General features: G+C 61.1%; 15 protein-coding genes. 5 read left to right on the top strand and 10 right to left on the bottom strand.

Going from position 1 to position 16,305, the window contains the following annotated elements; all coding sequences use genetic code 11:
* Positions 1–71 precede the first annotated feature (71 nt).
* The 4 genes from purU (at position 72) to AC3ISG_RS01680 (ending at position 3,685) form a co-directional block, all read left to right on the top strand.
* Positions 72–929, top strand: a complete 858-nt coding sequence (gene purU / locus AC3ISG_RS01665; protein WP_122536486.1) for a formyltetrahydrofolate deformylase — start codon at positions 72–74, stop codon at positions 927–929.
* Positions 930–1,057: 128 nt separating this feature from the next.
* Positions 1,058–2,257: a formaldehyde dehydrogenase, glutathione-independent gene (gene fdhA, locus AC3ISG_RS01670; RefSeq protein ID WP_122536487.1), complete on the top strand. Its 1,200-nt coding sequence runs from the start codon at positions 1,058–1,060 to the stop codon at positions 2,255–2,257.
* Between the two features lie 186 nt (positions 2,258–2,443).
* A complete protein-coding gene (locus AC3ISG_RS01675) occupies positions 2,444–3,028 on the top strand; it encodes a DUF1190 domain-containing protein (protein WP_489298386.1) in 585 nt (194 codons plus the stop codon).
* Positions 3,029–3,121: 93 nt separating this feature from the next.
* Positions 3,122–3,685, top strand: a complete 564-nt coding sequence (locus AC3ISG_RS01680) for a DUF2780 domain-containing protein (RefSeq protein WP_485620383.1) — start codon at positions 3,122–3,124, stop codon at positions 3,683–3,685.
* Between the two features lie 50 nt (positions 3,686–3,735).
* On the opposite strand, the gene yihG is transcribed toward AC3ISG_RS01680, so the two are convergent.
* Positions 3,736–4,623, bottom strand: a complete 888-nt coding sequence (gene yihG / locus AC3ISG_RS01685) for a 1-acylglycerol-3-phosphate O-acyltransferase, YihG family (RefSeq protein ID WP_489298387.1) — start codon at positions 4,621–4,623, stop codon at positions 3,736–3,738.
* A 221-nt stretch (positions 4,624–4,844) separates the two neighbouring features.
* On the opposite strand from yihG, the gene rloA2 reads away from it, so the two are divergent.
* A complete protein-coding gene (gene rloA2 / locus AC3ISG_RS01690) occupies positions 4,845–5,345 on the top strand; it encodes a retropepsin-like aspartic peptidase RloA2 (protein ID WP_489298388.1) in 501 nt (166 codons plus the stop codon).
* Positions 5,346–5,566: 221 nt separating this feature from the next.
* On the opposite strand, the gene AC3ISG_RS01695 is transcribed toward rloA2, so the two are convergent.
* From AC3ISG_RS01695 to AC3ISG_RS01735, 9 genes are all read right to left on the bottom strand, one after another.
* Positions 5,567–6,196 carry a glutathione S-transferase family protein gene (locus AC3ISG_RS01695; RefSeq protein WP_272632868.1) on the bottom strand — a complete coding sequence of 210 codons (630 nt, stop codon included), beginning with the start codon at positions 6,194–6,196 and terminating at the stop codon, positions 5,567–5,569.
* A 106-nt stretch (positions 6,197–6,302) separates the two neighbouring features.
* A complete protein-coding gene (locus tag AC3ISG_RS01700) occupies positions 6,303–7,616 on the bottom strand; it encodes an MFS transporter (protein WP_122536495.1) in 1,314 nt (437 codons plus the stop codon).
* 313 nt (positions 7,617–7,929) lie between these two features.
* Positions 7,930–8,121 (bottom strand): hypothetical protein, encoded by a 192-nt coding sequence (locus tag AC3ISG_RS01705; RefSeq protein WP_122536496.1) that lies wholly within the window; start codon positions 8,119–8,121, stop codon positions 7,930–7,932.
* The gene (locus AC3ISG_RS01710; protein WP_122624485.1) at positions 8,118–9,257 is read right to left on the bottom strand and encodes a PepSY-associated TM helix domain-containing protein; all 1,140 of its coding nucleotides are present in this window, start codon (positions 9,255–9,257) and stop codon (positions 8,118–8,120) included. Before AC3ISG_RS01710 ends, AC3ISG_RS01705 begins: the two co-directional genes overlap by 4 nt.
* An 81-nt stretch (positions 9,258–9,338) precedes the next feature.
* Complete coding sequence (locus AC3ISG_RS01715) at positions 9,339–11,774, bottom strand: TonB-dependent siderophore receptor (protein WP_489298389.1); 2,436 nt, start codon at positions 11,772–11,774, stop codon at positions 9,339–9,341.
* A gap of 120 nt (positions 11,775–11,894) precedes the next feature.
* The gene (locus AC3ISG_RS01720; RefSeq protein ID WP_489298390.1) at positions 11,895–12,887 is read right to left on the bottom strand and encodes a FecR family protein; all 993 of its coding nucleotides are present in this window, start codon (positions 12,885–12,887) and stop codon (positions 11,895–11,897) included.
* A complete protein-coding gene (locus AC3ISG_RS01725; protein ID WP_489298391.1) occupies positions 12,884–13,402 on the bottom strand; it encodes an RNA polymerase sigma factor in 519 nt (172 codons plus the stop codon). The genes AC3ISG_RS01720 and AC3ISG_RS01725 overlap by 4 nt, the downstream gene beginning before the upstream one ends.
* Before the next feature lie 171 nt (positions 13,403–13,573).
* A complete protein-coding gene (locus AC3ISG_RS01730) occupies positions 13,574–14,293 on the bottom strand; it encodes a 3'-5' exonuclease (protein ID WP_489298392.1) in 720 nt (239 codons plus the stop codon).
* A gap of 10 nt (positions 14,294–14,303) precedes the next feature.
* Positions 14,304–16,238, bottom strand: coding sequence for a putative nucleotidyltransferase substrate binding domain-containing protein (locus tag AC3ISG_RS01735; protein ID WP_489298393.1), 1,935 nt, complete (start codon positions 16,236–16,238; stop codon positions 14,304–14,306).
* Positions 16,239–16,305 lie beyond the last annotated feature (67 nt).

Below are 16,305 nucleotides of genomic sequence, written 5' to 3' on the forward strand. Positions count from 1 at the left end.
CGTGAGCAAGCTCACTCCCACAGGGGATCTGCGTATGTCCCGCAGAATTGAACCAGTAGGAGCAACACCCCATGAGCCGCGCCCCCGATACCTGGATTCTGACCGCCGACTGCCCTAGCGTGCTGGGCACGGTGGACGCGGTGACGCGTTACCTCTTCGAGCAGGGCTGTTACGTCACCGAGCACCACTCGTTCGATGACCGGCTGTCCAGCCGCTTTTTCATTCGCGTCGAGTTTCGCCAGCCGGAGGGGTTTGACGAGTCGTCCTTCCGTGCAGGCCTTGCCGAGCGTGGCGAATCCTTCGGCATGATCTTCGAGCTCACCGCCCCGAATTACCGCCCCAAAGTGGTGATCATGGTGTCCAAGGCCGACCACTGTCTTAACGATCTGCTCTACCGCCAGCGCATCAATCAGCTGTCGATGGACGTGGTCGCCGTGGTTTCCAATCACCCGGACCTCGAACCGTTGGCGCGCTGGCACGACATTCCCTACTACCATTTCCCCCTCGACCCCAACGACAAACCGGCGCAGGAAGCCAGGGTAATGAAGGTGATCGAAGACACCGGCGCTGAACTGGTGGTGCTTGCCCGCTACATGCAAGTGCTGTCGCCGGAGCTGTGCCGCAAGCTCGATGGCAAGGCGATCAACATTCATCACTCGCTGCTGCCGGGTTTCAAGGGCGCCAAGCCCTATCACCAGGCCTACAACAAGGGTGTGAAACTGGTCGGCGCGACGGCCCATTACATCAACAACGACCTCGACGAAGGGCCGATCATTGCCCAGGGCGTCGAAGTGGTTGACCACAGTCACTACCCCGAAGACCTGATCGCCAAGGGTCGCGACATCGAAGGCCTGACCCTGGCGCGCGCGGTGGGATACCACATCGAGCGACGGGTGTTTCTCAACGCCAACAGGACGGTGGTGCTGTAGGGGGTAGTTGCAAGCTTCAAGCTTCAAGCCGCAAGAGAAGGCGGCGTGCACACTTCTTGCGGCGTGTAGCTTGCCGCTCGAAACCCGATCCACTCTCTTCTACAACAACAAATAAAGAGGTGACATGTATGTCTGGTAATCGTGGTGTGGTGTATCTCGGCGCAGGCAAGGTCGAAGTACAGAAAATCGACTATCCCAAGATGCAGGACCCGCGCGGCAAGAAGATCGAGCACGGGGTGATCTTGCGCGTGGTTTCCACCAACATTTGTGGCTCCGATCAACACATGGTGCGTGGGCGAACGACAGCCCAGGTCGGCCTCGTACTGGGGCACGAAATCACCGGTGAAGTGATCGAGAAGGGCAGCGATGTCGAGAACCTCAAAATCGGCGATCTGGTGTCCGTGCCGTTCAACGTTGCCTGCGGCCGTTGCCGCTCCTGCAAAGAGCAACACACCGGCGTCTGCCTGACCGTCAACCCGGCCCGTGCCGGCGGTGCCTACGGTTACGTCGACATGGGCGACTGGACCGGCGGCCAGGCCGAATACGTGCTCGTGCCCTACGCCGATTTCAACCTGCTCAAGCTTCCCGATCGCGACAAGGCGATGTCGAAGATTCGCGACCTGACCTGTCTTTCCGACATCCTGCCCACCGGTTACCACGGCGCAGTGACTGCCGGCGTTGGCCCGGGCAGCTCGGTGTACATCGCCGGTGCAGGTCCGGTTGGTCTTGCCGCTGCCGCATCAGCACGCTTACTCGGCGCGGCAGTCGTCATCGTCGGTGACGTCAATCCGGTGCGTCTGGCCCACGCCAAGGCCCAGGGTTTCGAGATCGCCGACCTGTCCAAAGACACCCCGCTGCACGAGCAGATCGCCGATCTGCTGGGCGAACCGGAAGTGGACTGCGCCGTCGACGCTGTGGGCTTCGAAGCACGCGGCCACGGCCACTCCGGCGCCAAGGCCGAGGCACCGGCCACCGTACTCAACTCGCTGATGGGCGTGGTGCGCGTCGCCGGCAAAATCGGCATTCCTGGCCTGTATGTGACGGAAGACCCGGGCGCCGTGGACGCTGCCGCCAAGGTCGGCGCGCTGAGCATTCGTTTCGGCCTGGGCTGGGCAAAATCCCACAGCTTCCACACTGGCCAGACACCGGTCATGAAGTACAACCGCCAACTGATGCAGGCGATCATGTGGGACCGCATCAACATCGCCGATGTGGTGGGCGTGGAAGTCATCAGCCTCGACGACGCCCCGCGAGGTTACGGCGAGTTTGACGCTGGCGTGCCGAAGAAATTCGTCATAGATCCACACAAACTGTTCAGCGCCGCATGATTCTCTGAGCTTTACAAAAGGCGACCTTCGGGTCGCTTTTTTTATACCTGACGTAGGCTTCTGGTCCGGCATTTGTAGGGCGTTTCTGAAAATACTTGAGGCGCGTTTGAATTCCGTTCCCGCTGGTTTCAGCTGTCTTTTCTCCGTGCTATTTGTCCGGCCCGTTTTTCAGCTGGCGAGTCATGCATGTTTGTCTGGTGGGTCAGAACCTCGATTTATTTCCTCGTCACAATGCCGCTCTTTGTCCTGCCAGCCACGCTGGCCAGCGCTCACCTGGAGCCCTTTCCGTCGGGCTGGGCCTCGTCGGAGTTGTTCTTTGAAAATCCCAACGACTGCATCTGGGCCGGAATCGCGCCGCCCGTCTGCAAGGCCGGATACCGAGCCGCTTACCGCCAACATGTGCGAGTGGCGCCGACCTACCGTGAGCTGGCGGACTGTGAGGCTGACTTCACGCCGGGTGAGTGTTTCGCTGCCGACGTCTCCCGGCTCTGGTCGCCCTGGTTGTCCGGTTTCGCGATCATCACGCAGGTTCAGCTGACATCCATGGGAGCCAGCCCCGACCCTCAGGTACGCCTCTTCAGCGAGCCGCTTTATCGAGGCGCCGATCATCAGGGCGGCACGCGCTTGATCAGCCTGCGCGAGAAGCTCCGCAACGGTGAGCATTTCGGTAAGGCGTTCATTCGTCATCGGCTCCTGGAGGCAGGCTCGACGGCGGCGGATCAACGGCTGGCGCGGACCTTCGAGCCGCAGCGGCTGTTTTACGTCCGCTAACCCTGACGGCCTGCGTGGAACTTCCCTTCGAGAGGCGGTCCAACGCGTGTTTACCCGGCTACGGCCGGTCCCCCGGCAAACGAGGTTGTTGCGATGAAAGTTTCACTGAAAAACGTACGCGGTGCTGCGCTGGCGAGCCTGATGGCGCTGGCCGCCACACCGGTCTTCGCTTTCAATCTGAATGACGCCGCCAACGCGGTTGCCAATGCTACCGGCGGCCAGCAAAAGGCAACGGCCGCGCCTGAGGCCGCCGGGCTGCTGAACACGCTGGGCACGCAATTGAAGGTCACGCCGGAGCAAGCGGTGGGCGGCACCGGGGCCTTGTTGGGGCTGGCCAAGAACAAACTCGCTGGCAACGACTATTCGCAACTGAGCAAATCAGTGCCCGGCCTTGATCAATTGGCCGGCAACTCGGCCCTGGGCAGCCTGAGTGGTCTGGGCGGACTGTTGGGTAATTCGGGGAGCAGCAGCTCGGCCCTGGATAGCGCGCTGGGCAATGTTCAGAGCATGGGCGACGTGAACAAGGCGTTCAGCGCATTGGGCATGAACAGCAGCATGGTCAGCCAGTTCGTGCCGGTGATCCTGCAATACCTGGGTCAGCAAGGCGCCGGTGGTTCAGCGTTGCAGGCGTTGAGTGGCGTCTGGGGCGCCAAGTAATTGAGTTGCCGCGCCCCTGCAAAAGGGGCGCTTGTTGCCAAGAAGTAATGCTAGGAAATCGCGCCGCGCAACTCGGCGATCCGCGCATCCTTCTCTTCCCACAGCCCGTTGACCCAGTCCTGCACGTACACGCGGAACACCGGGTCATTCTCGTAATCGCCCTGCCACAGCGCCGGGTCGAGTTCGCGGGTCTTGATGTCGACGATCACCCGCGGCACCCGTCCTGAAATCAAGTCCCAGAACCCCGGAATGCGCTCGCTGGGATAAACGACCGTCACATCGAGCACCGCGTCCAGTTGCTCACCCATCGCCGCCAGCACAAATGCGACGCCGCCCGCCTTGGGCTTGAGCAAGTAACGATAGGGCGAAGCCTGCTCGGCTTTCTTGGCCGGGGTAAAGCGCGTCCCCTCCAGGTAATTCACCACCGTCACCGGCTGACGTTTGAACAGTTCGCACGCCTCGCGGGTGATTTCCAGATCCTTACCCTTGAGCTCGGGATGCCTGGCCAGAAACGCTTTCGTGTAGCGCTTCATGAACGGGTAATCGAGCGCCCACCACGCCAGCCCCAGGAACGGCACCCAGATCAGCTCTTTCTTGAGGAAGAATTTGAAGAACGGCGTACGTCGATTCAGCGCCTGCACCAGCGCCGGGATGTCGACCCAGGACTGGTGGTTGCCGATGACCAGGTAGGAAGTGTCGCCACGCAGGCCTTCATCGCCGCAGATTTCCCACTGGGTCGGCAGGCAAATTTTGAAGATCAGCTTGTTGATTTCACACCAGGTCTCGGCGATCCACATCACTGCTGCCGAGCAGTTGTCGCGCATCTCGCTCTGGAACACCAACTTGAGCAGCGCAAAGACCATCAGCGGGCCGATCAGCACCAGCGTGTTGAGCAGAAGCAGCAGCGTGACGGCAATTCCGGTAAGCAGGTGACGCATAAGGCACTCGCGGTCGACAGGGTGGCGCGCAATGATAAGCAGGCCGGGCGGTTGGCGCAAAATCCCTGGCGATACCGACGAATGTTTCACGCCGCTTTCGGTACGCTCGGCATTGCCCTCACCGCGACTGCCCGGTGCTCCAGCCCCGGCGCGAACCATCGGCAAAGTGACGGTCTAAACCGGGCACACGCTTCGCCCATTCATCACGAGGAATCAAATCCGTGAAATCCCTTCTGGCGCTTATGTCTTTGCTGGCGTTGCCTGTCATGGCTGCCGAACCGACGTTGTACGGCCGTTACGAATACATCCAGGTCTCGGAGATCGGCGAGACATTCAAAGCCAAGATGGACACCGGCGCGTTGACGGCATCGCTGTCGGCCAAGGACATCGAACTGTTCAAGCGCGATGGCGATGACTGGGTGCGTTTCCGTCTGGCGACCAAGGACGCCGACAGCAAAGTGTATGAGCACAAGGTTTCGCGCATCAGCCGGATCAAGGGCCGTTCCGAAGGCGACGATGACGAAGAACCGGCGGATCCCACCAAGCGCCCGGTTGTCGATCTTGAGCTGTGCCTGGGCAACGTGAAACGCACCGTGGAGGTCAACCTCGTCGACCGCAGCCACTTCAACTATCCGTTGCTGATCGGCGCCAAGGCCCTGCGTGAATTCGGCGCGGCGGTTAACCCGGCGCGTCGTTATACGGCGGACAGGCCGGATTGCTGATGGGAGATACCCCGTCGTCCAGGCGACGCGCTGTCTTGCAGCAAACACACCCCCTATGGGCGTGAGCTTGCTCACGAAACGGCGATTCAGGCGCCAAAGAATGCAGCGGCCGTCTCCGCGCCCTTCGCGGGGAAGCTCGCTCCCACAGCATCGAGGCGAACTCGAGATTTCGGCCGCGCGGTTGGGCTTATGGGCGTGACCGGGGTGGCGCTCCACATGGCTCACGCAGGCGGCTGAGTCTTCAGCATCGACGGCCGCTGACTGACTTCGCCATACCAGTTTGCCAATCGCGGGTAGCTGCTGCGCCAGCCCAGATTCGGCTGGCGGAAATCCAGATAGCCCACCGCGCAGGCCACGCTGATCGACGCGACGTCGAAATGCGTACTCAATTCAGTGACGGCTTCGGCCTCGAAATAGGCCAGGGTGCGGGCGATTTTTTCTTGTTGGGCGTCGAGCCATTCCGACCAATGTTTCTCCTCTGGCCGCAGGAAGGTCTCGTAGCGGATGAGCAATGCAGCGTCCAACAGGGCATCCGCCAGCGACGCGAGCGTCAATCGCCGCCAGCGCGCCGAGCCTTCCTTGGGGATAAGGGGGTTGCCGACATGTTGTTGGTCCAAGTAGTCGAGAATCACCCGGCTGTCATGGATTACGTTACCGTCGGCCAGGCACAGCGCCGGAATTTTCCCGCACGGATTGTCGCGACAGACTTCAGCGTCGGGGCTGACGGGGGTGAGCGCAACCGCCTTGAGACTCACCCGGCTTGCCTGTCCGGTTTCATGAAGCAAGATCAGCACTTTGCGCGCGAATGGCGAAGCGGCGTTGTAATACAGCGTCATGCTGGGCGCAGACATGGGCATTCCTCTGATCGGCCTGGGCCTCCAGACTAGTGAGGGCCGGGACGCTGCGCAATATCCTGAGTGAATGCCGGGCCGATTTGCGAAGGCCCGGACATAAATGTCAGACCGTCGGGACCCCATCTGCCGAATCAGCCGATGCGCTGCCGGACTGCGCCGAAGGTGTGCCGGCCAACAGCGGCTTGGCAACAAACCAGATGATCGTGGCGGCGATGAGATCGAAAGCGGCCAGCGCCACGAACAGTGGGCTGTAGCCTACTTTGGTCACCATGATCCCGAGCACCAGCGTGAACAGTGCCGCGCCGAGAAACCCGAACATGCCACCCAGACCAGTTGCCGTGCCCACTTCGTTCTTGCCGAAGGAGTCCGACGTGATGGCGTACAAGGCGCCCGACAGCGTCTGGTGCGCAAAACCGCCAGCGCACAGCAGCGCGATGGCGACATAGGGGCTGTCCACCAGACCGATGCAGCCAGGTCCGATCATGCACAGCGAGCCCAATACCATCACCATCTTGCGCGACGTCAGCAGCGACACGTTGAAGTGCTTGTAGAAAAACGGACTCAAGTAACCGCCCAACACGCAGCCGATGTCGGCGGCGAGAAACGGCAGCCAGGCAAACATCGCGATTTCCTTGATGTTCATGTGGCGCTCGGTCATCAGGTACAGCGGAATCCAGGCGTTGAAGGTCTGCCATGCCGGCTCCGACAGCATGCGGGCCGAGGCGATTGCGTAGAAATTGCGGGTACCGACGATCTTCTTCCAGCTGGCGTGCTTGGTGGGCGCGTCCTTCAGGTGGGACTCCTGACCCGCAAGAATGTAATCGCGCTCCTCATCGCCCAGAAGACGCTGATTGCGCGGATGCTTGTAGAAGAACAGCCAGCCAGCGCTCCACAGCAGGCCCAGCCCGCCGACGATGATGAACGCGATCTGCCAGCCGCTATGCAGAATCGCCCAGACCACGAGGGGAGGGGCCAGCAACGCACCGATCGACGAACCGATGTTGAACCAGCCGATGGCGACCGAGCGCTCTTTGGCGGGAAACCATTCAGTCGTTGCTTTGATCGCCGCCGGAAAACCTGCCGCTTCAGTAATGCCCAGCAAGCTGCGCAGGAACGCCAGACTCTGCCAGCCGGTGGCCATGGCTGCCGATGCGCACGCCACCGACCAGGCGATAGCGAACACTGCGAAGCCGATTTTGGTGCCAATGGCGTCGATCACATAGCCGGCAACGGGCTGCATGAAGGCATAGCCCATCTGCCACGCGATGACGACGTGCGAGTACTGTTCGGTGGAAATGTTCAGCTCGCTCATCATGGTGGGAGCGGCGACGGAGAGGGTGTTGCGTGCGAGATAGTTGACGATCAGGCCGCCGGTTATCAGCGCGACCATCCACCAACGGATGCCTTTGATTTTCATCGAGTCCACTCTGGGTATTGTTTTTATTTAGCGGCGATCGTTATACGTCGTCGTATGACTGGATTTAGTCAAAGGCACGTTTTGTTGTCAATTGAAATACTGCTGAGCGCTGATTATATTTCTGAATGTAACGGGCTTGTCACGACGCTGATTCGTCAGCGACCGGGCCTGAGCTAAATTGGGGCGTTTGGGTGGGGTGGCCTTGACTCGGCGCATGAACAACGAGGGGACGGCTATTCATGTGTCATATGACGACATCGAACATCGGCCGGGGAGATCCCGCCGATGTTGTGCAGTAGAGGAATGGCTGTGATTAAACCCGCTTGCGCGCCATCAGCCCCTTGCAACTAAGCCAGGCCGGGATCGCCATGCCGATCCACGACAGCACGTCCCACGCGCCGTCGCCCAGCAGCGCCGCAAACAGACCAATCGCTGTCAGCAGTGCAATCCAGCCCGGTTTGGCGAATGTCTTCCAGAATGCAGAGTGTTTTTTGTGTCGGGTCATGCGACTTCCGCCTCTACGGCCACTGCCTTCGCGACGGCGACAGCGGCGCGGCGGCGGACCCACCACAGGTACAAGCCACTGCCGAGGACGAGGATCGTCAGCACATCGAGCGCGGCCCAGAGGATTTTCATCGGCATGCCGCCGTAGTCACCGAAGTGCAGCGGTTGCGACAACAGAAGTGCGTCCATGTACCACGGGCGTCCCAGCGTTGCGGTCACGTGCAGATCCTGAGCGTCGATCAGGACAGGGGTCAGCAGGTGGGAGGTCAGGTGCGTGTCGCCTTTCATGAACACCGCGTAATGATGCTCGCTGGAAAAGCGCGAGCCGGGAAAGGCTATGAAGCTCGGCTCGGCGCCGGGGACGGTGGCCTTCGATATCTCGATCAGTCGGGTGGCTGGCCCGCGCTCGGCGAGAGGCGGGGCGTCTTTGTATGGCGCGATCATGGTCATCAGCGCGTCGGTACGCCATTGCGCGATCACCAGATCGGCGCAGGCATTAAGCACGCCGGTCAGGCCGACGACAATGGCCCAGGTCAAGGTGACGACGCCGATCAGGTTGTGCAGATCAAGCCAGCGCACCCGCGTGGATTTATTCGGCCGCACCGTGGCGAAATCCAGACGGCGCATGAAGGGTGCGTACAGCACGACGCCGGAAACGATCGCCATGACAAACAGCAGGCCCATGAACGCCAGCAACAGTTTGCCCGGCAGCCCCGCGTACATGTCCACATGCAGGCGCAGCATGATCATCATGAAACCGCCATTGGCATTTGGGGTTTCCATCGCTTCGCCGGTGCGCGCGTCGATCATGAAACTGTGGGATTCGTTCGGGTCGCCGCCGGCAGTTTTGCCCATGATGGCGTAGACGCCGTTGGGGTCATCGTCGTCCCAGCCGAAGTACTGCATCACGTCGCCGGGGCGGTGGGCTTCGGCTGAGCGGACGAGTTGTTCGAGGTCGAGATGCGGAGTGCCGGCGGGCATTTCCTTGAATTCCGGCGCATCGCCCGTCAGGTGAGCGATCTCGTGACTGAAGATCAGGGGTAAGCCGGTGATTGCCAGCATCAGCAGGAATGCCGTGCAGATCAGGCTGGTCCACGTGTGGATGAAAGACCAGCGGCGGATGGTTTGGCTTTTCATGTGGAAATCCGGAGTAGGCGAAAGCAACAAAGGCCGCTGTATGGGAGCGGCCCTTGTTTCAGGTAATGAGAGTTTAAACGATTACCATTTGTAGTCTACGCTCGCGAGCACTGTACGGCGGTCGCCGTAATAGCAGTAGAAGCCGTCGCAGGTGGAAATGTATTCCTTGTCGAAAACGTTGTTGGCGTTGACCGACACGCTCACGCCCTTGAACGACGTGCTCATGCGGCCGAGGTCGTAATGCACGGCGGCGTCGTAGACGGTGTAAGCATTGCTGTGGCCGTAGTTGGAGTCGGCGACAAAACCGTAACTTCCTATTGCAATGTTGTCGGTTTCGCCAATGTATCGCGCGCCAAAGCCCAGGCCGAACCCGTCTAGCACGCCGTTGTGCCACGTGTAATCACCCCAGATCGCCGCCTGATTTTCAGGCGTGAGTGGCAGCGGACGATTCTTGTCCAGCGGGTCGGTGACTTTGGTCATCTTGCTGTTGGCGTAGGTGTAGGACGCCGTCACTTTCAGGTTCTCAGTGACATCGCCCACCGCTTCCAGCTCGAAGCCACGCACTTTTGCTTCGCCCAGAGGACGCTGCACGCCAAGGGTATCGCTGAGCACGATGTCGCGACGGGTCAGGTCGTACGCGGCCGCAGTGAAGATGATGTTGCTGCCCGGCGGCTGGTATTTGAGGCCCACTTCGTACTGCTTGCCCGTCCCTGGCTGAAACGCTACGCCATTGGCGCCGCCTTGCTCGGCCTGGAATGACTCGGCGTAGGAAATGTACGGGGTGAAGCCGGAATCGAAGACGTAGCTGAGGGCGGCGTTGCCGGTGAACGCGCTGTCGGTGCGGTCATCGGATTGATCGGTGTTGTAGAACTTCGATTCGGTCTTGAGCAGATCCTGGCGGCCGCCCAGGGTCAGACGCCAGTTATCCAGGGCCAGTTGGTCTTGAATGTAGACGCCGACGTCCTGGGTTTTCTGGTTGTAATCCTGAAATGCGCTGTAGGCGACGTTGCTGAAGTCCTGCCCGTAAATCGGGTTGGCGATGTTGCTGGTCGGCGCGGCGCCGTACTGCCATTTGTAGTTGTGATTCAGACGCTGATAGTCGAGCCCCAGCAGCACAGTGTGTTTGAGAGCGCCCGTGTCGAAGTCGGCTTGCAGGTTGTTGTCCAGCGCGAACTGGGAGATGTCTTCGTTCACGACATTGGCGCCGCGTTGGACGGTGCCATCCCCGCTGACCGAACCGAAGAAGCCACCGGCCGTTATCCCCTGAAAGGACAGGTCGCTCTTGGTGTAGCGAACGTTCTGCTTGAACTGCCAGACGTCGTTCAGGCGATGCTCGAAGGCATAGCCCAGCGCGTAATAGGTTTTGTCGTAGAACTCCCAGTCCGGATCGCCGAGGTTTTCGTGGTACTTCACGCGGCCCACGGCCGACGGGTATTTGGTGCCCTGGATCGGCAAAAACTGGCTGGTGATACCGGTATCGTCACGATTGAACTGGCTGAGGAAAGTCAGCTTGGTGTCCGGGTCGATGTTCCAGGTCAGGCTCGGCGCGATGTTGTAACGCTTGTCATCGATGTGATCCACCGAGGTGCCGCTGTCACGCACGACGCCGCTGACGCGGTACTCGAAATTGTCGGCGTCGTCGATCTTGCCGGTGCTGTCGAAGCTGATCTGCTTGCGATTGTAAGTGCCGACCTGAACCTGCACTTCGTGGCTGGCTTCGGCTTCGGGGCGACGACTGACCATGTCGAGCATGCCGCCCGGCGGGGTCTGACCGTAAACCGAAGACGCCGGCCCACGCAGGAGGGCGATGCGCTCCAGGTCCCAGGTTTCCATCTTCGGCATCACGTAGGCGCCTTTGGGCAGCGGCAAGCCGTCGAGGAATTGGGTGGGTTCGAAACCGCGGACCTTCAGCCATTCGGCCCGGCTGTCGCTGCCGTAACTGCTGGCGACCACGCCCGGCATGTAGCGAACGGCGTCGTCGATGTTCTGTACTGCGCGATCCTGCATCTGCTGTCGGGTCGCGACCGAGATCGAGCGCGGTGCTTCGACCAGTGCAGTATCGGTTTTGGTGCCCGCTGCGGTGCGACTGGCGGCGTATCCCTGCGCCGGCCCCCACGCGCTTTCGAAACTTTCCTGACTGCCTTGAATGCTGGTGGCCGGCAATGCCATCGCCCCTTCAGGCGCAGCCACGAGGGTGTAGGTGCCCGCCGTGGTCAGGTTCAATTGCAAGCCGGTGCCACGCAGCGCCTGCCCCATCGCGCCTGATGCGTCGAATTGACCCTGAACCGGCGCCGACGTGCGGCCCGCTGCCAGTGCCGGATCCAGCGACAGCGCCAGGCCCGCCTGACTGGCAATCTGCGTCAGCGTCGTCGACAACGGCGCGGCCGGCAGATTGTAGGCGCGCACGCTGGACGCCTGTGAGGCGGCCATCAGCGGCGCACTGAGCATCGGTGCGGCAATGGCGACGGCGATAGCCAGGAGACTCGGTCGCAGAAGGGTTTGAAGCGTGCGGGACATGAACGGCACCTCGAAGGAAATGGTTCTCAATGCCTATGTGCCGAACGAGATCTGAAAAGTGATAGGGCCGGGAGAAAATAAGTCGCACTCGCTCGCGGGCCTTTATTTAGAGGGCAGTATTTACAGCGCAGTCGTCGGCTTTTTCTCGCTGCGGACCACCGTCACCCACCACGGCGTACGCGTTTCGATCTGCACGGGCAGGGTGGGCGTCAATGCCTTGAGCGCCAGATCCGTGTTGGTCAGCGGAAAGCTGCCGGTGATGCGAAGGTCCGCAACGTCTTTCGCTACGCCGAGATGGCCCTGGCGATAACGGGCAAGCTCCGCGACCACGTCTCCCAGGCGGGCGTTATCGACCACCAGCATGCCGCGCATCCAGGCGCCGGTACCGGGTGCAAGGGCCAGCATGGGACCGAGGCTGTTGCGATGAATCAGCATCTGCTGGCCTTCATGCAGCACCAGTTCGTGGGTGGAAGCCTGCGGGTGAGCGGCGACGGCTGATTGCAGCACGCTCAACAGCGTGCCATCAGCCTGCCGTTTGACCAGAAACTGCGTGCCCAGGGCGCGCATCTGCCCTTCCGGGGTTTCGACGATGAACGGACGCGCGTCGCTGTGGCTCCCGGTCTCCACGAAGATTTCGCCTTCCTGAAGCACGATCCGTCGCTGTGTGTCATCGAATCGCACGTCCAGCGCGGTGTGTGTGTTGAGCCGGATAAGGGTGTTATCCGACAGGCGAATGGTGCGTTGCTCGCCCGTGGCGGTGCGCAGATCCGCGAGCCAGTAATCCACCGGCAGCAGGCGATCCCCCAAAAACACCGTCAAGCCCAGCGCCAGCGCGAAGCCTGCAACCCCGCGGCCCAGCTTGCGCAACCGCACGCAGATGCCATCACGGGACCGCAAAAGCGCCGAACGTGCCGGGCCGGTGGTGCCGGCGAAACGTTGATCGACCATGCCTAGCTGCATCCAGGCGCGGGCATGCTCCTCGCTGGCGGCGTACCACTTGGCGAACTCTTCGCGCTCGACCTCACTGCCTCGACCGCAATCCAGGCACAGCTGCCAGGCAATGGCGGCGTCCAGCACGGGGGATGAAACAGGTCGGGTGGAAATACGGCTCATGTTGGCTCGCCATACAGCGCGATGTAGCACTGGCGCAAACCCTGCGCCAGATACTGACGCACGCGGGGTACGGAAACGCCGAGCTGTGCGGCGATCTCCGCGTGGGGCATCCCGTCCAGGCGGTTGTACAAAAAGGCGGCGCGCGCTTTGCTGGAGAGCTTGCCCAGCAGGCGATCAATGGCTTTGAGGTCATCAAGAATCAGTTGCTGCTCTTCCAGCGAAGGTTGTTCGCCCTCGGGGATCAGCATCAGCTCGTCCAGATACGCCTGTTCCAGCGCGGCCCGGCGGAAGTGGTCGAACAACAAGCCTTTCGCGATCGAGACCAGAAAGGCCCGGGGCTCGCGGGGTTCAAGCAATTGCTCGCGGCCCAGCAGGCGAATGAACGTGTCCTGGCTCAGGTCTTCGGCGCGATGGGGGCAGGCCACGTTGCGTCGGAGCCAACCCAGCAGCCAGCCGCGGTGGTCGCGATAGAGCGTTCCGACGAGCTGCTGCTGGGGACTTTGAAGTGACGACACGAACGCACCGAGGAGAACAAAGGGGCTAACGAGAATTGTTCGCGATTGTGTCAGAGCCGCCCAATGCTGGCAATTGGTCCTTGTAGGAACAAGCCGAACGGTTGATGTACGAATCGACCATTCGGTTTGTAAGGCGAGACGGGATGCGGAGGCTGGCGCAGAGGATGGATGCTAAAACGAGTGCGACTGCTGCTGCCGTCGCCATTTCGCCACACCTTGCTCAAGCTGTGCGGGGGTTTCTATCCCTTGTCGCCTGGCGTGGCTGAACAGGATCATCGCGAGCTCGGCGGTCACCAGGGCATCGGCGCTGGCGTGATGACGCTCTTCGGCGTGAAGCCCGAAGAATCGCGTCCAGTCGTCCAGGCCTGCCTGACGCAAATTCGCGTTCGGGCAAACGAAGGGCGCGATGTGAGCGACATCGATGAAGGGGTGCAGCAGGCGATAGCCCAGGCTTTCCTTTAATGCACGCCCCAGCATGTGTTCGTCGAACGCCGCGTGAAACGCCAGCAGCGGGCTGTCACCCACGAACGCCATGAAATCCAGCAGTGCTTCGACGGGCTCGCTGCCTGCGGCAATTGCCGTGGGCCCTAGGCCGTGAAGCAACACGCTGGGGCTGAGTTTGTGACCGGTGCGCATCAGCGTGCGCTCGAACTGCTGCCCCAGATCGATTGCGCCGTCTTCGATGACCACGGCACCGATAGACAGCACTTCGTCCCGCTGCAGATTCAGCCCGCTGGTTTCAAGATCGACCACGACCCAGCGTTGCTGGCGCAATGTCTTCCGATCCAACGCGACCGGGCCGGGCAGGGCGCGCAGGCGTATTAGCTGTTCAGGCGAGAGTTCAGGGGCGACGGCGCGTCTGTGTGGCCTCAGCCAGCGGAACAAATTCATGATCAGTCGCTTACAGTTGGTAGCGCACGGTGAGGCTGGTCTGCAGCCGCTGCGCCTGGCGGAACGACTCACGCAGAATGCGTCGGTCCAGATGATTGAGCACATCCGGGTCGATGCGGTTGGAGTACGGCAGATTTTGCCGGTTTTGCTGCTGATGTTGCTGCATGCGGGTTTGCTGGATGAAGTGATAAGCCTCTTCGTACGCCGCACCGTCCAGTGGGTCGATGACCTCTTTGTCGACCAGTTGACGCAGCCTTTCCAGCGTATTGCTGGCCTCGACGCCGTTGGCCAGCGCCAGCAAACGCGCGCCGTCGACAAATGGCGTCAGGCCTTGGGTTTTCAGATCCAGCGTGTCTTTTTCGCTGCCTTTGCGGGCGACCACGAAATCCTTGAAACGGCCCACCGGCGGGCGTTGACGCAGGGCGTTGTCGGCCATCATGCGCTGGAACAACGCGTTGTCTGCCACCTGGGCAAGAATGCTCTGGCGCAATTGATCGCCGCCGTTTTCATCGCCCCAGACCACGCGCAGATCGAAATAGATGGAAGACGACAGCAGGTTCTCCGGCGTGGCTTCGCGAATGAAGGAGCCGAATCGCCGCGCCCATTCGATACGCGACAGGCACAGCTGCGGATTGCTCGCCATGATCCCGCCCTTGCACAGGGCAAATCCGCATACGGCCAGGCTTTGATTGATCCGCTCGGCGATGGGCAGCAGTCGGCCGCGTATTGCGGCAGCCTCGGCAGCATCCCCGGCCTCGAACAGAATGCCGTTGTCCTGATCGGTGTACAGCGTCTGCTCGCGCCGGCCCTCGCTGCCGAAACACAGCCAGCTGAACGCGATGCCGGGATCGCCTTTTTCTTCAAGCGTGAGCTCGATAACGCGACAGACCATGTGGTCGTTGAGCAGCGTGATGATCTGGGTGATCTGCGTGGACGAGGCGCCGTGGGCGAGCATTCGGTCCACCAGCTGGACGATGTCGCCGCGCAGGTTGGCAAGCGAGTCGATGCGCGGCGCGCTGCGGATGGTGCGCGCAAGATGCACCAGGTCCACGCGCTGCAGCGAGAACAGGTCGCGCTCGGACACCACGCCACACAGGCGCTGATCCTTGACCAGGCACACGTGAGCGATATGCCGCTGAGTCATGGCAATGGCTGCGTCAAACGCGCTGGCGTCCGGGCTCAGATAAAACGGCGCCTGAATCATGCTGCGCTCAATGGGTTGGCCGAAGTCGGCGTTGACGTCCGCAACGACCTGACGCAGATCGCGCAACGTGAAGATGCCCAGCGGCGCCTTGGCCTCATCCACGATCACAATGCTGCCGACCTGTTGCTCGTCCATCTGCCGCACGGCCTCGCGCAGCGGCGTATCGGGGGAGCACGTCACCGGATGACGCATCGCCAGTTCACCCAGCCGCGTGTTCAGCGAATATTGGGTGCCGAGTGTTTCCACCGCCTTCTGCTTTACTTGCTGATTCACCTGATCGAGCAGGCTGCTGACGCCGCGCAGAGCGAAGTCGCGGAATTCATTGGAGAGCGCGAACAATTTGATGAAGGCTTGCTTGTTCAGCTGCAGGCAGAAGGTGTCTTCGGCCGCCAGATGTTCGGTCCGCGTGGCGCGTTCGCCGAGCAGCGCGGCAAGGGGAAAGCACTCGCCCGTGGTGATTTCGAACGTGGTCTCGGTGCCGCCTTTTGCCGAGTGGGGACGCTCGCCCACCACGCGGCCTTGTTTGACGATGTAAAAATGTTCTACTGGCCCATCGCTAGGCTTGATGATGCTCTCGTCTGTAGCGTAGAAACGCAGGTGACACTGCTCGACAAGGTAGGCCAGATGGGCGGTTTCCATCTGGTTGAACGGCGGGAATTTTTGCAGAAATTGCATCGTGCCGTGGATGTTCTGCAGAACGGCTGTTTTGCCTGCCTGGGTAAAAGCGTCCGCTTTGCTCATGACCGATACCGCTTGTTTTTATTGACCCCATGGTCGACCGCTTATCGGGCAGTGCCCATTGGACGTA

Source organism: Pseudomonas sp. GL_135, from assembly GCF_057834665.1.

Excerpts from the sequence above, each read along its gene's own strand:
- AC3ISG_RS01720 (WP_489298390.1), bottom strand. The coding sequence starts at position 12,887 with ATGAGCCGTATTTCCACCCGACCTGTTTCATCCCCCGTGCTGGACGCC.
- AC3ISG_RS01715 (WP_489298389.1), bottom strand. The coding sequence starts at position 11,774 with ATGTCCCGCACGCTTCAAACCCTTCTGCGACCGAGTCTCCTGGCTATC.
- AC3ISG_RS01730 (WP_489298392.1), bottom strand. The coding sequence starts at position 14,293 with ATGAATTTGTTCCGCTGGCTGAGGCCACACAGACGCGCCGTCGCCCCT.
- AC3ISG_RS01700 (WP_122536495.1), bottom strand. The coding sequence starts at position 7,616 with ATGAAAATCAAAGGCATCCGTTGGTGGATGGTCGCGCTGATAACCGGC.
- AC3ISG_RS01695 (WP_272632868.1), bottom strand. The coding sequence starts at position 6,196 with ATGTCTGCGCCCAGCATGACGCTGTATTACAACGCCGCTTCGCCATTC.
- yihG (WP_489298387.1), bottom strand. The coding sequence starts at position 4,623 with ATGCGTCACCTGCTTACCGGAATTGCCGTCACGCTGCTGCTTCTGCTC.
- AC3ISG_RS01710 (WP_122624485.1), bottom strand. The coding sequence starts at position 9,257 with ATGAAAAGCCAAACCATCCGCCGCTGGTCTTTCATCCACACGTGGACC.
- purU (WP_122536486.1), top strand. The coding sequence starts at position 72 with ATGAGCCGCGCCCCCGATACCTGGATTCTGACCGCCGACTGCCCTAGC.
- AC3ISG_RS01680 (WP_485620383.1), top strand. The coding sequence starts at position 3,122 with ATGAAAGTTTCACTGAAAAACGTACGCGGTGCTGCGCTGGCGAGCCTG.
- AC3ISG_RS01705 (WP_122536496.1), bottom strand. The coding sequence starts at position 8,121 with ATGACCCGACACAAAAAACACTCTGCATTCTGGAAGACATTCGCCAAA.
- AC3ISG_RS01675 (WP_489298386.1), top strand. The coding sequence starts at position 2,444 with ATGTTTGTCTGGTGGGTCAGAACCTCGATTTATTTCCTCGTCACAATG.
- fdhA (WP_122536487.1), top strand. The coding sequence starts at position 1,058 with ATGTCTGGTAATCGTGGTGTGGTGTATCTCGGCGCAGGCAAGGTCGAA.
- AC3ISG_RS01735 (WP_489298393.1), bottom strand. The coding sequence starts at position 16,238 with ATGAGCAAAGCGGACGCTTTTACCCAGGCAGGCAAAACAGCCGTTCTG.